This is a genomic window from Pseudomonas sp. PS01297, assembly GCF_029959305.1.
GTDB lineage: Bacteria > Pseudomonadota > Gammaproteobacteria > Pseudomonadales > Pseudomonadaceae > Aquipseudomonas > Aquipseudomonas helleri.
In genome coordinates this window covers 1-16698 of sequence record NZ_JASCPQ010000049.1, presented here as the reverse complement: position 1 = coordinate 16698, position 16698 = coordinate 1, and the positions used below count along the sequence as shown (strand labels likewise).

The 16698-nt window shown below is 58.7% G+C and carries 9 protein-coding genes and 1 other RNA gene; 4 read left to right on the top strand and 6 right to left on the bottom strand.

Annotated elements, in window-relative coordinates; all coding sequences use genetic code 11:
• Positions 1-27: 27 nt before the first annotated feature.
• The 6 genes from dnaX to QMX84_RS15535 all read right to left on the bottom strand — a co-directional run bounded on the left by dnaX (position 28) and on the right by QMX84_RS15535 (position 10389).
• Positions 28-2091 carry a DNA polymerase III subunit gamma/tau gene (gene dnaX, locus QMX84_RS15560; RefSeq protein ID WP_282364205.1) on the bottom strand — a complete coding sequence of 688 codons (2064 nt, stop codon included), beginning with the start codon at positions 2089-2091 and terminating at the stop codon, positions 28-30.
• A gap of 223 nt (positions 2092-2314) precedes the next feature.
• Positions 2315-2411, bottom strand: an RNA gene (ffs, locus tag QMX84_RS15555) — signal recognition particle sRNA small type.
• A 239-nt stretch (positions 2412-2650) separates the two neighbouring features.
• Positions 2651-5008 (bottom strand): NAD-dependent DNA ligase LigA, encoded by a 2358-nt coding sequence (gene ligA / locus QMX84_RS15550; RefSeq protein ID WP_262123948.1) that lies wholly within the window; start codon positions 5006-5008, stop codon positions 2651-2653.
• A 96-nt stretch (positions 5009-5104) separates the two neighbouring features.
• Positions 5105-5980, bottom strand: coding sequence for a cell division protein ZipA (gene zipA / locus QMX84_RS15545; protein WP_153335978.1), 876 nt, complete (start codon positions 5978-5980; stop codon positions 5105-5107).
• Between the two features lie 258 nt (positions 5981-6238).
• The gene (gene smc / locus QMX84_RS15540; protein WP_282364204.1) at positions 6239-9727 is read right to left on the bottom strand and encodes a chromosome segregation protein SMC; all 3489 of its coding nucleotides are present in this window, start codon (positions 9725-9727) and stop codon (positions 6239-6241) included.
• Between the two features lie 2 nt (positions 9728-9729).
• On the bottom strand, positions 9730-10389 hold the full coding sequence (locus QMX84_RS15535) for a GntR family transcriptional regulator (protein ID WP_282364203.1): 660 nt from the start codon (positions 10387-10389) through the stop codon (positions 9730-9732).
• A gap of 223 nt (positions 10390-10612) precedes the next feature.
• On the opposite strand from QMX84_RS15535, the gene xdhA reads away from it, so the two are divergent.
• From xdhA to guaD, 4 genes are read left to right on the top strand one after another with little or no spacing between them, the layout of a single operon-like run.
• Positions 10613-12067: a xanthine dehydrogenase small subunit gene (gene xdhA / locus QMX84_RS15530; protein ID WP_282364202.1), complete on the top strand. Its 1455-nt coding sequence runs from the start codon at positions 10613-10615 to the stop codon at positions 12065-12067.
• Positions 12060-14435 carry a xanthine dehydrogenase molybdopterin binding subunit gene (xdhB, locus tag QMX84_RS15525; RefSeq protein WP_282364201.1) on the top strand — a complete coding sequence of 792 codons (2376 nt, stop codon included), beginning with the start codon at positions 12060-12062 and terminating at the stop codon, positions 14433-14435. Before xdhA ends, xdhB begins: the two co-directional genes overlap by 8 nt.
• Positions 14428-15285 carry a xanthine dehydrogenase accessory protein XdhC gene (xdhC, locus tag QMX84_RS15520; protein ID WP_282364200.1) on the top strand — a complete coding sequence of 286 codons (858 nt, stop codon included), beginning with the start codon at positions 14428-14430 and terminating at the stop codon, positions 15283-15285. The genes xdhB and xdhC overlap by 8 nt, the downstream gene beginning before the upstream one ends.
• Positions 15286-15293: 8 nt before the next feature.
• Positions 15294-16592, top strand: coding sequence for a guanine deaminase (gene guaD, locus QMX84_RS15515; RefSeq protein ID WP_282364199.1), 1299 nt, complete (start codon positions 15294-15296; stop codon positions 16590-16592).
• Positions 16593-16698 lie beyond the last annotated feature (106 nt).

The following is a 16698-nucleotide window of genomic DNA, read 5'->3' as shown; positions in this document are numbered from 1 at the left end:
CTGCGGGCTGTCAGTATCTAGCCGGTGTTACGAGGCCTGCGCCTCAATAACATCGACAGGTTGAATCGTATCGTCACGCACGGCTGCGCCGAATTGTTCAATCATTTGCTGGACCAACGGGTCTGCGTAGATTGACTCTTCGGCCAGGCGCTGACGCTCTGCACGCAAGCGCGAAGCGGCCTGGGCCGGGGTTTCCTGCTCTGGCTTGACCAGCTCAATGGTCACTTTGAGTGTGCGCTGATGAAACTGGTTCAACGCATCATTCAGGCGGCGCTGCTGGGTCGAGTTAAACAGGGCGCTATGGGCCGGGTCCAGGTGCAACAGCCAGTCATCGCCATCAACTGCAATCAAGGTGCAATTGGCGCCAATGCTGGCCGTCATCCCTGATACCGGTAATTGGGGGAACATGTTCAGCCATTCAAGGGCCAAGCCCGTGGCAGGCATGGCTGCCGGTAATGGTTCGGGCTCGGGCTGCGGCTCGACGGCATGTTCGCTGGCCAACTCGTCCAGGTAACTATAGGCCGCAGAATCCATGTCCGGCTCGATATAGTCCTCGTCCAGCGGCGGTTCATCGTCGCGGTCCATACCGGACAGCGCGGCGTCGACTTGCTCGGGCGTTGGCTCGTGAACAGGTGCGGCAACCCACTCCGGCGCGTCAGGCACCACGCTGTCCGGGGTCGGCAGCGGCATGGGCGGTAAATCCGGCTGCTCACTGACGGTCTCGAGTACAGGCTCTGACGTGATCTCGTCTTCGATCACCGGCGCCGGGCGCTCATTCCAGGGCAAGTCGATTTCGGCTGCTGGCGGTGCTTCAGGGGCCACCCGCTCAGGCTCAGGAGCCCCAACCTCAGCCACCGGCGCAGCAGCTACTGCCACCGGAACAGGTTCTGCGCGCGGCGTAACGGCTGGCGCAGCAGCCGTCGAGCCCGCCACGGTGTTGGCGGAATCAACTGTGGCCTGGCTGATCCCCACTGGCTTTAGCGGCTGACTCGGCGCATCGCCGGTGTCCGCCGGGCGGAAGGCCAGCATTCGCAGCAAGACCATTTCAAAGCCACCACGCGGGTCTGGCGCCAACGGCAGATCGCGTCGGCCGATCAGGCCCATCTGGTAATAAAACTGAACGTCTTCGGCAGGCATCGCTTGCGCCAGCGCCAGCACCCGGTCGCGGTCGCCGTGACCGTTGTCGACGCCTTCAGGCAACGCCTGGGCAATTGCCACCCGGTGGAAAACGTTAAGGATCTCGGAAAGCACACCATTCCAGTCCGGGCCCTGCTCGGCCAAGTGCCGCACAGCCTCCAGCAGTGCCCGTGCATCACCCTGGATCAAGGCGTGCAACAGATCAAATACCTGGCCGTGATCCAGCGTGCCGAGCATCGCCCGCACATCCGTCGCCAACACTTTGCCCTCACCGAAGGCAATCGCCTGGTCGGTCAGGCTCATGGCGTCACGCATCGAACCATCTGCGGCACGGCCCAGCAGCCACAGTGCATCGTCTTCGAACGGCACGTTCTCGACACTCAACACATGGGTCAAATGCTCGACAACGCGCTCGGGGGTCATGTTTTTAAGCGAGAACTGCAGGCAGCGAGACAGAATCGTCGCCGGCAGCTTTTGCGGATCGGTGGTCGCCAAAATGAATTTGACGTAGGGCGGCGGCTCTTCGAGGGTTTTCAACAGCGCATTGAAGGAATGGCTGGAAAGCATGTGCACTTCGTCGATCAAGTAGACCTTGAAGCGCCCACGGCTTGGCGCGTACTGCACGTTGTCGAGCAGCTCTCGCGTGTCCTCGACCTTGGTCCGGCTCGCGGCGTCGATCTCGATCAGGTCGACAAAACGCCCCTCATCGATCTCGCGGCACACCGAACACGTCCCACACGGCGTCGAGGTGATACCTGTTTCACAGTTCAGGCATTTGGCGATGATCCGCGCAATGGTGGTCTTGCCGACGCCGCGCGTACCGGTAAACAGATAGGCGTGGTGCAGGCGCTGACTGTCCAGAGCGTTGATCAGAGCCTTGAGCACATGGGTCTGGCCGACCATTTCGCGGAACGAGCGCGGACGCCATTTACGTGCAAGAACCTGATAACTCATTGATAACCGTCGCGTCTGAAAAGCGGAAGGGGCTAATGCTAGCGGAGCAGGGGCAAAATTGCATCCGGTGCGCGCTTTTAACTGCACAGGCGCTCATGGCCAGGCATTTCAGGCGGACGTGAAAATACGTCGACCGAGCATTCAGCAGTCGAGATGTATAAAGGAGAAAATTTTGTTTTGGAGTAAAAACCCTGCGAATTGAGGGTTCTTAAAATGGAGGCAACCCCACCAGCCACACCCCGGCACACAATGTTCCCGCTGTGGCTGCTGCCTTCCGGCTCTGACCAGGTTCACGGGTAATCGTTGCGGAGGGACCGATAGGGTCACCATAACAACATCCGCCTAGCAGCGAACGGCGCCATTGTACCTATCTGACGAAAACTTACAACCGCTGCTTCAAGAATAAAAAAATGAATGGGTTCAAGTACTTGGATTCGGGCATGTATTTGGCTCAGTAGTCGCTGCCGAAGGCTGCGATGAAGCTCGCGCAGGCTACGAGGCAACGGATTGCTTCGCAACCCTTCGCAGCCTGCGGCAGCGACTACAGGTTTTGCAGCCGTTACAGGCTAATACCCTGCTCTTTGAGGAACGCTACAAACGCTTCTTCATCCAGCACCTTGAGACCCAGTTCATTGGCCTTGGTCAATTTGGACCCCGCCCCCGGCCCGGCCACGACGCAGTGGGTTTTGCCGGACACCGAGCCCGAGACTTTGGCGCCTAGGCTTTCCAGCTTTTCTTTGGCAACGTCGCGACTCATCAATTCCAGCGAGCCGGTCAGCACCCAGGTCTGCCCGGCCAGCGGCAAGCCTTCTACGGTTTTTTTCTCGCTCTGCCAATGCATGCCGAAGTCGCGCAGTTGCGCTTCGACGTCCAGCGCCAGTCGCGCATTGTCCGGGTTGTCGAAGAAGTCGCGCACAGCCTTGGCTTGCTTTTCAGGCAAGGCCTGACGCATGTCCAGCCAATCGGCGTTAATCACGCGCTCAAGGGTGTCAAATTTGTCGGCCAGCTTCTGCGCCCCGCCCGGCCCAACAGACGGAATGTGCAGCTTGTCGATCAACCCGCCCAAGGTCGCGCTGGCGGCAAATTCAGCGCCCAACTCACCTTGATCCTGCAATTGCAGACCGCGCTCCAGCAATTGACCAATCACTTGGCGGTTGTGATCATCGCTAAAGAAGCTGTGGATCTCGTGAGCCACTTCCAGGCCCACGTCCGGCAAGTACGTGAGCACTTGCGGCAACGCACGCTGCACGCGCTCCAGAGAGCCCAATGAGCGCGCCAGGACTTTGGCTGTCTCCTCGCCTACATCAGGAATACCCAATGCGTAGATAAAACGCGCCAGTGTCGGACGCTTGCTGTCGGCAATGGCCGCCAACAAGTTGTTGCTCGACAGCTCGGCAAAGCCTTCAAGGTCGACGATTTGCTCAAACGACAGGGTGTACAGGTCGGCCGGCGAACTCACCAGACCTTCATCGACCAACTGCTCAACGCTCTTTTCTCCAAGGCCTTCAATGTCCATCGCCCGTCGCGAGACGAAATGGATGATCGCCTGCTTCAATTGCGCACCACAGGCCAGCCGCCCGACGCAGCGGTACACGGCACCTTCGCTGACGGTTTCGCGACCCTTGCTGCGCTTGATCAATTGCGTGCGCTCGACGTGGGAGCCGCACACCGGGCAGTTTTGCGGGATGTGCACCGGGCGCGCGTTGTCAGGGCGCCGGTCGAGCACCACTTGCACCACCTGCGGGATCACATCTCCGGCACGGCGAATGATCACGGTGTCGTGAATCATCAGACCCAAGCGTGCCACTTCGTCCATGTTGTGCAACGTGGCATTAGACACGGTCACGCCCGCCACCTTGACTGGCTTCAGGCGTGCAACCGGAGTGACTGCCCCCGTTCGCCCGACCTGAAATTCAACATCCAGCAGTTCGGTCAGTTCTTCCATTGCCGGGAATTTATGGGCGATTGCCCAGCGCGGTTCACGGGCGCGAAAGCCCAGTTCGCGTTGCGAGGCCAGGCTGTTGACCTTGAACACCACGCCGTCGATTTCATACGCCAACGAGGCACGACGCTCACCAATGTCACGGTAGTAGTCCAGGCACTCGGCAATGCCTTTGGCCAGTTTCAACTCGTGACTGATGGGCATGCCCCACTGCTGCAACTGCTTGAGATTGCCAATGTGCGTGTCGGCAAACTCTTCAGAAACTTGCCCCAGCCCATAGCAGCAAAACTCCAGCGGACGGCTGGCGGTGATTTTCGAATCCAACTGGCGCAGGCTGCCAGCCGCTGCGTTACGCGGGTTGGCAAAGGTTTTGCCACCCGCCGCAAGCTGGGCTTCATTGAGGCGGTCAAAACCCGCCTTGGACATAAACACCTCGCCGCGCACTTCAAGTACCGCAGGCCAGCCGCTGCCCTGCAACTTGAGCGGGATATTGCGCACGGTGCGCACGTTGACGCTGATGTCTTCACCGGTGGTGCCATCACCTCGAGTCGCGCCGCGCACCAGAACGCCATCCTGATACAGCAAGCTGACAGCCAGACCGTCGAGCTTGGGCTCGCAGCTGTATTCAACTTCTGCACCGCCGCCGAACAGGTCGCCAGCCGGTAAATCCAGCCCCTCGCTGACACGCCGATCAAATTCGCGCATGTCGGTTTCATCAAACGCGTTGCCCAGGCTCAACATGGGCACTTCGTGACGCACTTGAGTAAAGGCCGACAACGCCGCACTGCCCACGCGCTGGGTCGGCGAATCTGCCGTCACCAGTTCCGGGTGCTCCGCTTCCAGGGCTTTAAGCTCACGAAACAGCCGGTCGTACTCGGCGTCCGGGATGCTCGGCTCGTCGAGTACGTGGTAGCGGTAGTTATGCTGATCCAGTTCAGCGCGCAGCTCTAAAATGCGGGTATTGGCGGCGGTCATGGGGGGTTTCTCTCACAAAGCAAATGAGCAGCCGAGGCTGCTCATGTGTTAATTCATAGTGCACTCAGCGGGAGCGATCACGCGGCCCCCACGGCTTTAGCGTTTTTGAGTCAGGGCACGACGCTCGAATTCGACGATGCGCTGGCGGTAATGCTCAATAGTCTGAGCCGTCAACACACTGCGCTGGTCGTCTTTGAGTTCGCCGTTGAGTTCCTGGGACAACTTGCGGGCCGCTGCCACCATCACATCAAACGCCTGCTTGGGATGACGCGGGCCTGGCAAGCCGAGGAAGAAGCTCACCGCTGGCGTGCTGAACAGATCGATGTCGTCCAGATCGAACACGCCCGGTTTGACGGCGTTGGCCATGGAGAACAGGACTTCGCCATTGCCGGCCATGCTTTCGTGACGGTGGAAAATATCCATCTCACCGAAACGCAAGCCGCTCTCAAGAATGTTCTGCAGCAGCGCCGGGCCTTTGAAACCTGCCGGGTCACGGCTGATAACGCTGATGACCAGCACTTCTTCGGTTGCAGGTGCAGGCTCTTTGTTTTCTGCCGCAGCCACCGCTGGCGTCTGACGCCCACGTGGCTTGGTTTCAACAGGGGCATCATCGTCACGCGCACTGAAGCTTGGACCGTCATCATCAAGATCGAGGTTGAGGTTCAAGTCACCCTGGCTTGGCTCACTGGCACGTTTACCGCGCTTGGAGGACTTCTCACGGGGCGGCATGCTTACCGATGGCAGGTCATGCTCATCGAGCTGCGGCTCTTTGTGATCCGGCGTATCCAAAACCCGTGACGGGCCTAACAGCTCGGCGCTGTTTTCCTCGTCGGGCACATTGGAAAAACTGCGGTCAAGACGAAACTTGAGCTTCCCTTTACCGCCACGCATACGACGCCAGCCGTCAAAAAGAATACCGGCGATGACCACTATGCCGATGACTATCAGCCACTCGCGCAGACCGATTTCCATGTAATCCCGTGCCCCTAAAAAAATGATTCTATGAAGAAGAGCCTAAAGCCCTTTAAAACGTGGCGCCAACTCTATGTTCTGAATGACGTTTTTCCACGTGCAAAAAAATTAGACGCTAAATTAACACGACCAAAGATAACTTTACACCGTCTGTCACCTTGAGTTAGGCCCATGTAGCCGATGACCTACACGTCTCATCAGCCAAATCTGTAGGGATTTTCTTACATGAAGAAAATTTTACCCCTACTTGCTTATAGCTCATGCATCGACCATTGCCATTGCTTCCTCAACATCAACCGCAACAAGACGTGAACAACCTGGCTCATGCATCGTCACCCCCATCAACTGATCAGCCATTTCCATGGCGATTTTGTTGTGGGTGATGTAGATGAATTGCACGGTCTGGGACATCTCTTTAACCAACCGCGCATAGCGCCCCACGTTCGCGTCATCAAGCGGTGCATCAACTTCGTCGAGCATGCAGAACGGCGCCGGATTGAGTTTAAAAATGGCAAAAACCAATGCCAGAGCCGTCAATGCCTTCTCACCACCGGACAGCAAATGAATCGTGCTGTTCTTTTTGCCCGGCGGCCTCGCCATGATCGTTACCCCTGTATCGAGTAAATCTTCGCCCGTCAGTTCCAAATAAGCGCTGCCGCCACCGAAAACTTTTGGGAAAAGTGCCTGTAATCCACCATTTATCTGATCAAAGGTGTCTTTGAAGCGACTGCGGGTTTCTTTATCAATCTTGCGAATAACGTTTTCCAGGGTGTCCAGTGCTTCGACCAGATCGGCATCCTGGGCATCCAGATAACGCTTACGCTCGGACTGCTGCTGGTATTCATCAATGGCCGCGAGGTTAATCGCACCCAAACGCTGAATGCGCGCAGCAATCCGCTCAAGTTCCTCTTCGGCCTGCTGCTCATTGAGTTCGTTACTCAATGTTGCCAGCACCCCGTGCAAGTCATAACCGTCTGCCAGCAACTGATCTTGCAAGGCCGTGCGCCGAACTGTCAGCGCCTGCCATTCCATACGCTGCTGCTCAAGCTGGCCACGAATCAGTTGAGACTGTTGCTCGGCCTGGTTGCGGCGCTTTTCAGCGTCGCGCAATTCACGGTCCGCATCTTCAAGAGCCAATTGCGCAACTTTAAGTTCCTCGTCAACGCTCAGGCGTTTATCCAGCAACTCTTCAAGTTTAAGGCGCAGCTCTTCAAGAGGGGCTTCGCCCTCCTCCAGATTGAGGGTGAGCTGCTCACGCTTTTCAGCGAGCCGCTCAGATTGCAGCTCCAGCCGCTCCAGCGCCTGACGGGTCGAATCGTGCTGCGCCCTGAGTGAGCCCAGGCGAACGGCCAATTGGTGGGCGTGATCCTTGTGCTGACGGGCTTCTTGACGCACCCGATCAAGGCGTTCGCGCAAGCTGTCGCGTTGAGCCAGTAGCAGTTCGCGCTGCTCGGTGTCAGTGGCCATCGCATCCAGCGCTTGCTGCAAGTTCAGGCGCGCCTCACCAACGTGCTCATGCTCCAGCGCACGTTGCTCGCTGAGCTCGGCCAGCTCTTCGTCAAGCCGCCGACGGCGCAAGGTCAACTGCTCGACCTTGGCTTTACTGGCAGACAGCTTGGCTTTGATCTCGCCTTGTTGGCGGGCTTCGTCCTGCAAGCGGCGACGAACTTGCTCACGCGCGTCTTCTTGAGCGACTTGCTGCTCACGCAAGCGTTGCAACTGATCCTCAAGGGTCGCCAAAGTCGCTTCACGCTCTTCGCGCTCAATCCCCAGACGCTGGATTTCCTGGCCGCGGGCCAACACGCCGCTTTCGGCTTCACTGGCGCGGCGCACACGCAAAAAGTTGCGCCCGACCCAATAACCGTCACGGCTGATCAGGCTTTGGCCGTCGGCCAGTTGCCCGCGCGCTGCCAGTGCCTGTTCAAGGGTTTCGACCGGTTTGACCTGCCCCAGCCAAGGCGCCAAGTCAAAATCGGCTTCGACTTTGTCCAGCAAACTGCCCGCGATGCGGCTCGCGGTGGCGTCGGCGCTGAACAGGCGTAAATCACCTTGGGCAAAGCCCGCCAGATCCACTTGGGAAAAATCATCCACCAACACGGCCTGGAGGTCGGCACCCAGCACCGTTTCGACCGCAAGCTCCCATCCGGCTTCAACCCGCAGGCCTTCCGCCAGACGTGGACGCTCAGCCAATTGCTGCTCACGCAGCCATTCGCCTGCACCGGCGCCAGGGTCCAACGCGGCTTGCTGCAGCGCTTCAAGGGAAGCCAGACGACCGTTAAGCCGCTGCAACTCGCCCTGAGCCTGCTGCTGGTTTTGCGTGGCTTGCTGCAAGTCGTGACGCACTTGCTCAAGACGCTCGATCACCTGTTCTTCGCTGGCTTGCAACTCTTCTTGGGTCAGTTCGCTGGTCGCCAGCAACTCGCTCAGTTCAAGGATCGCTGCATCTTCCGGGTCTGCGGCGAGCAAGGCACGCTCTTCGGCCAAACGACGCTGGCGTTCAGCCACACGCTCCATGCTGGTTTCCAACTGCTGGATACGCGCTTGCAGGACTTCGGATTGGCGTTGCGGCTCAGCCGAGCGCAGGTTGAAAGCATCCCACTGCTCTTGCCAGGCATGCATGGTGACTTCGGATTCTTCGAGCGCAGCAGCCGACTCTTCAGCGGCGGCGCTGGTCAGTTCCTGCTCGGGCACCAACATGTCGAGCTCTTCACCCAGCGTGGCCAGCATCGTGCGGTCATGCCCCAGGTGCGACTCGGTTTCAAGACGCGAGCGCTCGGCTTCGCGCAAGTCGTCTTGTAACTGACGCAAACGTTGCTGGCCGTGCTGGATGCTTTGTTCGACGCGGGCGATGTCGCCGCCCACTGAATAGAAGCGCCCTTGCACCAAATTGAAGCGTTCTGACAGGTCGTGATGCCCGTCACGCAGGCGTTCGATGCTGGCATCGGCATTGCGCTGCTCAGCGACCAACGCTTCAAAACTGACTTCTTGATCGCCAATGATCGTTTCGCGCTGCCCCACCTGCTCGTTCAGGGCTTGCCAACGCAACGCGGACAACTGCGCCTTGAGCTGACGCTCTTCGGCTTTGTATTCCTGGTACTTCTCGGCGGCCTGGGCCTGACGGTGCAGACGCTCAAGCTGTCGACCCAACTCTTCACGCAAGTCGGTAAGGCGCGCGAGGTTTTCGTGGGTGCGACGAATCCGGTTTTCGGTCTCGCGACGCCGCTCCTTGTACTTGGAGATGCCGGCCGCTTCTTCGATAAAGTTGCGCAGGTCTTCGGGCTTGGACTCGATCAGCTTGGAGATCATGCCCTGCTCGATGATCGAGTAGCTGCGCGGCCCCAGGCCGGTGCCGAGGAAAATATCGGTGATGTCACGACGACGGCACTTGGTGCCGTTGAGGTAATAGGTGGTCTGGCTGTCGCGGGTCACCTTACGGCGGATGGAGATCTCGGCGTAGGCCGCATATTCGCCCAGCAACGTACCGTCGGAGTTATCAAATACCAGTTCAATGCTGGCCTGACTCACGGGTTTACGGCTGGTGGAGCCGTTGAAGATGACGTCAGTCATCGACTCGCCGCGCAGGTTTTTGGCCGAGCTTTCGCCCATTACCCAACGCACGGCGTCGATAATGTTCGACTTGCCGCAACCGTTGGGGCCAACCACGGCCGCCATATTGCTCGGAAAGTTAACCGTGGTCGGGTCAACGAAGGATTTGAAGCCCGCCAGTTTGATGCACTTGAGACGCACGTTCAGGCAACCGTCAAGGCAGACAACACCAGGTCACAGCTGCGCTGAGCATATCGGCTCAGTACGACACGAATTTGCGATAAGTCACGCGCCAGAACAGCCTCAAGCAGCTCTGCGAACAGCGCCAGAAACTCGCTCATCTCGGCCTTGCGTTGCTCCAGTGCCAGGTAATAGGCACGGCTCATGGCCGGGTGCAGGTTTTCGACGGTTTCTTGCAGATACGGGTTATCGGCAAACGGGTAGGCAGCGCGCATCACGTTGAAGCTGTCTTCAACAAAGGCGCTGATGTCCTGGCGCTCGTAGCTGTCGACCAGACGCTGCTGGATTTGCAGGAAAGGCCCCAGGTCAGACGGCGCTGTCCAGCGCTGCGCAACGGCATTGCCGAGCAGGATGTACATCTCGCTCATCAACGTGCACAGGCTCTGCACCTTGTGCGCAGTGAGCTCGGTGACATGCGCGCCACGCCGTGGAAGGATCGCGATCAAGTGTCGACGCTCCAGGATCAACAACGCTTCGCGCACAGAGCCGCGGCTGACATTGAGCGCCAGCGTTACCTTCTGTTCTTGAATGCGTTCTCCAGGCTTGAGCTCGCCACGAATAATCCGCTCAGCGAGGTGGTGAGCTATTTGCTCGGCGAGGCTATCCGGCGCCTTGAACGTCATGTTGTACCTTCAAAATCTTCGATCAGTGCAGGCGGCGGAGTGTAACGCACTTGCGCGGTGCAAGCAGAGTGTCTCGGGCGCCGAATGTGGCACGAAATAAGCAAATAAATCGTGTTGTGATCAGTCACCGGGATGACTCACTGGCATTTCTTGACCCTGAAGTCAGCAATGACTAGATTCAATTCATCCCGCCCGATAAAAATAGTGCAGTGCGAGGCCGCCCGTGATCCAGTTTTTAATTAATCAGACGCTACGCACTGAACATGCACTGGACCCCAACCTCACCGTACTTAATTACCTGCGTCAGCACCTGCACAAACCCGGCACCAAGGAAGGTTGTGCCAGCGGTGATTGCGGCGCCTGCACAGTGGTTATTGGTGAGTTGCATACCGACGAGCAAGGCACTGAAGGCCTGCGCTATCGCAGCCTGAATGCCTGCCTGACCTTCGTTTCGGCCTTGCATGGCAAGCAGTTAATCAGCGTCGAAGACCTCAAGCACCAGGGCCAGCTCCACAGCGTGCAGCAGGCGCTGGTCGACTGCCACGGCTCGCAATGCGGCTTTTGCACACCCGGCTTTGTCATGTCGTTGTTTGCCCTGCAAAAAAACAGCCCTGAGGCCAACCACCAGCAGGCCCACGAAGCACTGGCCGGCAACCTCTGCCGCTGCACCGGCTATCGACCGATTCTGGCCGCCGCGGCGCAAGCCTGCCACTCAGTGCCTGCGGACCAATTTGATGCACAACACGGCGCGACCTTGGCCAAGCTCAAGGCCATCCGCCCCGTCGGCGCCAGCGAACTGAATAACGGCGACAACCGTTGCCTGCTGCCGCTTACGCTTGACGAGCTGGCCCGTGCCTATGCAGCGCATCCCCAGGCGCGCCTGCTGGCGGGCGGGACCGACCTGGCGCTGGAGGTCACGCAACTTCACCGCAGCCTGCCGGTGATGATTGCTCTCGGGCAGATTGCCGAGCTAAAGCGCATCGAACGCTTTGCCGATCGCCTCGAAATCGGCGCTGCAGTGACGCTCGCGGATGTTTACCACACGCTCAACGCCGAATACCCGGACTTCGGTGAGCTGTTACAGCGTTTTGCTTCGCTGCAAATTCGCAACCAGGGCACCTTGGGCGGCAACATCGGCAACGCTTCGCCCATTGGTGATTCGCCACCTCTGCTGATTGCCCTCGGCTCACAACTGGTTTTACGCAAAGGGGCTACACGTCGCACGCTGGCGCTGGAAGATTACTTTCTGGACTACCGGGTGACCGCCCAAGCTGAAGGCGAATTCATCGAGAAAATCGTCATCCCGCGCGCCAAGGCCAGCCATTTTTTTCGCGCCTATAAAATCTCCAAGCGTCTTGATGACGACATCAGCGCCGTGTGCGCTGCGTTCAATCTGCACATCGAAAACGGCGTGGTGATCGACGCCCGCATAGCCTTCGGCGGCATGGCAGGCACGCCCAAACGCGCCAGCGCCTGCGAGGCGGTCTTGCACAACGCGCCCTGGAACAACGCAACGGTGCAGCGAGCCTGCAACGCCTTCTCGCAGGATTTCAGCCCGCTCTCGGACTTTCGCGCCAGCAAGGAATACCGCTTGCTGTGCGCGCAAAACCTGTTGCGCAAATACTTTATCGAACAGCAAACCCCGGACCTTCAAACGCGGGTAACGGCTTATGTCTAACTCTCACGCGATCGAAATGTCCCAGGCTGAACTGAGCGCCCTGTTTGCCCAGGATTTGAAAACCGGTGTGGGCCGCAGCGTCAAACATGACAGCGCAGATAAACATGTGTCGGGCGAGGCACAGTACATCGATGACCGGCTGGAATTCCCCAACCAGTTGCACGTGTACGCGCGTTTGTCTGACCGAGCCCACGCACGCATCATCCGCATCGATACCGCGCCCTGCTATGCCTTTGCCGGTGTGCGACGGGTGATCACCCACGAGGACATCCCCGGCCTCAAAGACATCGGCCCGCTGTTGCCGGGCGATCCGTTATTGGCCATCGATACCGTGGAGTTTTTCGGGCAGCCGGTACTAGCGGTGGCCGCCAGCGACCTGGACACCGCCCGCAAGGCAGCAATGGCGGCCGTGATCGAGTACGAAGACCTTGAGCCAGTACTTGATGTCGTAGAAGCACTGCGCAAAAAACACTTTGTGCTCGACAGCCATACTCACCAACGTGGCGACGCCAGCACCGCGCTGAGACAGGCCACCCATCGGCTGCAAGGTCGACTGCACATCGGTGGGCAAGAGCATTTTTACCTTGAAACACAGATCTCTTCAGTCATGCCCACTGAAGACGGCGGCATGATCGTGTATTGCTCAACCCAGCACCCGACCGAGATCCAGAAGCTGGTGTCCGAAGTGCTGGGCGTACCGATGAATAAAGTCGCGGTAGACATGCGCCGCATGGGCGGCGGCTTTGGTGGCAAAGAGACCCAAGCGGCCAGCCCCGCGTGCTTGTGTGCGGTGGTTGCGCACCTGACCGGGCAACCAACCAAGATGCGCCTGCCACGAAGCGAAGACATGCAGATGACCGGCAAGCGTCACCCTTTTTATATCGAGTACGACGTCGGCTTCGATGACAACGGGCGGCTGCAAGGTATCCAACTGGACCTGGCGGCCAACTGCGGCTACTCGCCCGACTTGTCAGGGTCCATTGTTGACCGCGCCATGTTTCACGCCGACAACGCGTATTACTTGGGCGATGCCACAATCCATGGGCACCGCTGCAAAACCAACACGGCCTCCAATACGGCGTATCGCGGCTTCGGCGGCCCGCAAGGCATGGTCGCCATTGAGGAGGTCATGGACCGGATTGCCCGGCATTTGCACCTGGACCCGCTGGCGGTGCGCAAGGTCAATTACTACGGCAAAACCGAGCGCAACGTGACTCACTATTACCAACCCGTGGAGCACAACTTGCTCCATGAAATGACCGCCGATCTCGAAGCCAGCAGCCAATACGCGCAGCGCCGTGCAGCGATCATAGCCTTCAACGCCAGCAGCCCGATCCTGAAAAAAGGCCTGGCCCTCACCCCGGTCAAATTCGGCATTTCGTTCACTGCCAGCTTTCTCAACCAGGCCGGAGCGCTGATACACATTTACACCGATGGCAGCATTCACTTGAACCACGGCGGCACAGAAATGGGCCAGGGCCTGAATATCAAGGTCGCGCAAGTGGTGGCCGAGGTGTTTCAGGTGGAAGTCGACCGCGTGCACATCACCGCCACTCATACCGAGAAAGTGCCCAACACCTCACCCACGGCGGCCTCCAGCGGGGCAGACCTGAATGGCAAGGCAGCGCAAAATGCGGCTCAAACCATCAAGCAGCGATTGATTGAGTTTGCCGCAGAAAAGTACCAGGTCAGCGCCCAGGACGTGGTGTTCCATAACGGATTGGTACGCATCGGTGAACAGATTCTGAATTTTGCAGCACTGATCCAGCAGGCCTACTTCGGCCAAGTCTCGCTCTCCAGTACCGGCTATTACAAAACCCCAAAGATCTTTTACGACCGCAGCCAGGCCCGTGGCCGGCCGTTTTACTACTACGCTTTTGGGGTTGCCTGCGCAGAGGTGATCGTCGACACCCTGACCGGGGAATACAAAATGTTGCGTACCGACATCCTGCATGACGTGGGCGCCTCGCTGAACCCGGCCATTGATGTGGGCCAGGTTGAAGGCGGCTATGTGCAGGGCGTGGGCTGGCTGACCAGCGAAGAACTGGTATGGAACGCCAAGGGCAAGCTGCTGACCAGCGGCCCGGCCAGCTACAAGATCCCGGCGGTGGCCGACATGCCATTGGATCTGCGGGTGAAATTGGTCGAAAACCGCAAAAACCCGGAAGACACGGTGTTCCATTCCAAAGCCGTGGGCGAGCCGCCCTTTATGCTCGGTATTGCCGCGTGGTGCGCGATAAAAGACGCGGTCGCGAGCCTCGCCGATTATCGCGTGCAACCGGCTATTGATACGCCTGCCACGCCGGAACGGGTGTTGTGGGGCTGTGAGCAGATGCGTCGACACGTCGCGGGAGATAAGCATGAATGACTGGATCCGCGCACTGGCCGATTTGCAGCAACAGGGTGAACCGAGCGTACTGGTCACGCTTATCGAAGAACAAGGCTCAACACCGCGAAATGCGGGGGCAAAGATGCTGATCAGCGCCAGTCAGGTCTACGACACCATCGGTGGCGGCCATCTGGAATTCAAAGCCATGCACATCGCCCGCGATATGCTCACAGCCCGCTCGCAGGGGCCGCATGTGCAGCGTTTCAGCCTCGGCGCCAGCCTTGGCCAATGCTGCGGCGGCGTGGCGGTGCTGCTGTTTGAAACCATGGGCCAGGTGCAAGCACACATAGCCGTGTTCGGCGCCGGGCATGTCGCCCGCGCACTGGTGCCCCTGCTGGCCAGCCTGCCCTGCCGCGTGCGCTGGATTGATTCACGGGAGCAAGAATTCCCGGCATTGATACCGGCCGGGGTACGCAAAATAGTCTGTGAAGACCCGGTCGATGAAATCAATACGCTGCCAGCGGGTTGCTACTGCATCGTCATGACGCATAATCACGCTCTGGACCTGGAACTCAGCGCCGCCCTGCTCAAACGCAACGACTTTGCCTACTTCGGCTTGATTGGCTCAAAAACCAAGCGCATGAAGTTTGAACATCGTCTGCGTGAGCGCGGCATCAGCGCCGCGCCTTTGCAGCGTATGCGCTGCCCGATGGGCTTAAATGAGGTGAAGGGCAAGCTACCGATTGAAATCGCGATCTCCATCGCCGGCGAAATTATCGCCACTTATAACGCCCACTTCGGCCAGCACACTGCCTGCGCCGAACCGATTGGCGCTGAACCCCTTACACAATTGGTGGCGTCTTCGCGACGCAGCCATGCCACGCACTGAGAGTTGTTATGACCTGTAAAGCCTACCGCGCCGCCATTCTGCACAGCATCGCCGACCCTGCCGAAGTCGGGATAGAGGCCTCCTACGAGTATTTTGAAGATGGCCTGCTGGTGGTCGAGGACGGCAAAATCACCGCGCTGGGCAATGCCCTGGACCTGCTCGAGACGTTACCTGCCGACACTGACATTACCTTCTACAGCGATGCGCTGATCACCCCGGGCTTTATCGACACCCATATCCATTTCCCACAGACCGGAATGATTGGCGCCTACGGCGAGCAGCTGCTCGACTGGCTGAACACCTACACGTTCCCGTGCGAAAACCAGTTCGCCGACAAGGCACATGCCGAGAAAGTCGCGGATATTTTCCTGAAAGAGCTACTACGCAACGGCACAACCACGGCCCTGGTCTTCGGCAGTGTGCACCCGCAATCGGTAGATGCCCTGTTCGAAGCCGCACAACGTCTGGACCTGCGCCTAATCGCAGGCAAAGTCATGATGGACCGCAATGCACCGGACTACCTGACAGACACTGCCGAATCGGGCTACAACGACAGCAAGGCGCTGATCGAACGCTGGCATGGTCAAGGCCGCTTGCACTACGCCGTGACCCCGCGTTTCGCGCCGACCAGCACACCAGAACAATTAACCCTGGCGGGCAAGTTGTTGAGCGAATACCCGGACGTGTATTTGCACACCCACATCAGCGAGAACCTTCAGGAAATCGAGTGGGTCAAATCGCTGTTCCCGGAGCGCAAAGGCTATCTGGACGTGTACGACCATTACCAACTCTTGGGCGAACGCTCGGTCTTTGCTCACGGCGTGCACCTGTGCGATGAAGAATGCGCGCGCCTGGCTGAAACTGGCTCCGCCGTGGCCTTCTGCCCGACGTCCAATCTGTTTTTGGGCAGCGGCCTGTTCAACTTGCCGATGGCCGAAAAGCACAAGCTCAATGTTGGCCTGGGTACCGACGTAGGCGCCGGGACAAGCTTCTCGCTGCTCAACACCTTGAACGAAGCCTACAAGGTGATGCAACTGCAAGGCGCACGCCTCAACCCGTTCAAGTCGCTGTATTTGGCCACCTTGGGGGGCGCACGGGCACTGCGCCTGGAAGACAAGATCGGCACCCTGAAACCGGGTACCGACGCAGACTTTGTGGTACTGGACTACAACGCTACGCCGCTGATGAGCTATCGCCTGCAACAATCCAAAGACATCGCCGATACGTTGTTTGTGTTGATGACTTTGGGTGACGACCGCACGGTTGAGCAGACTTACGCAGCAGGGAACCTGGTGCATCAGCGTTAAAGGACTGGCAAAGACACTTGTAGTCGCTGACGAGGGACGAGGCTGCGATGCGGGCCGCAGGACCGCCTTATGGGGCCGCTTCGCAACCCATCGCAGCCTCGTGCCT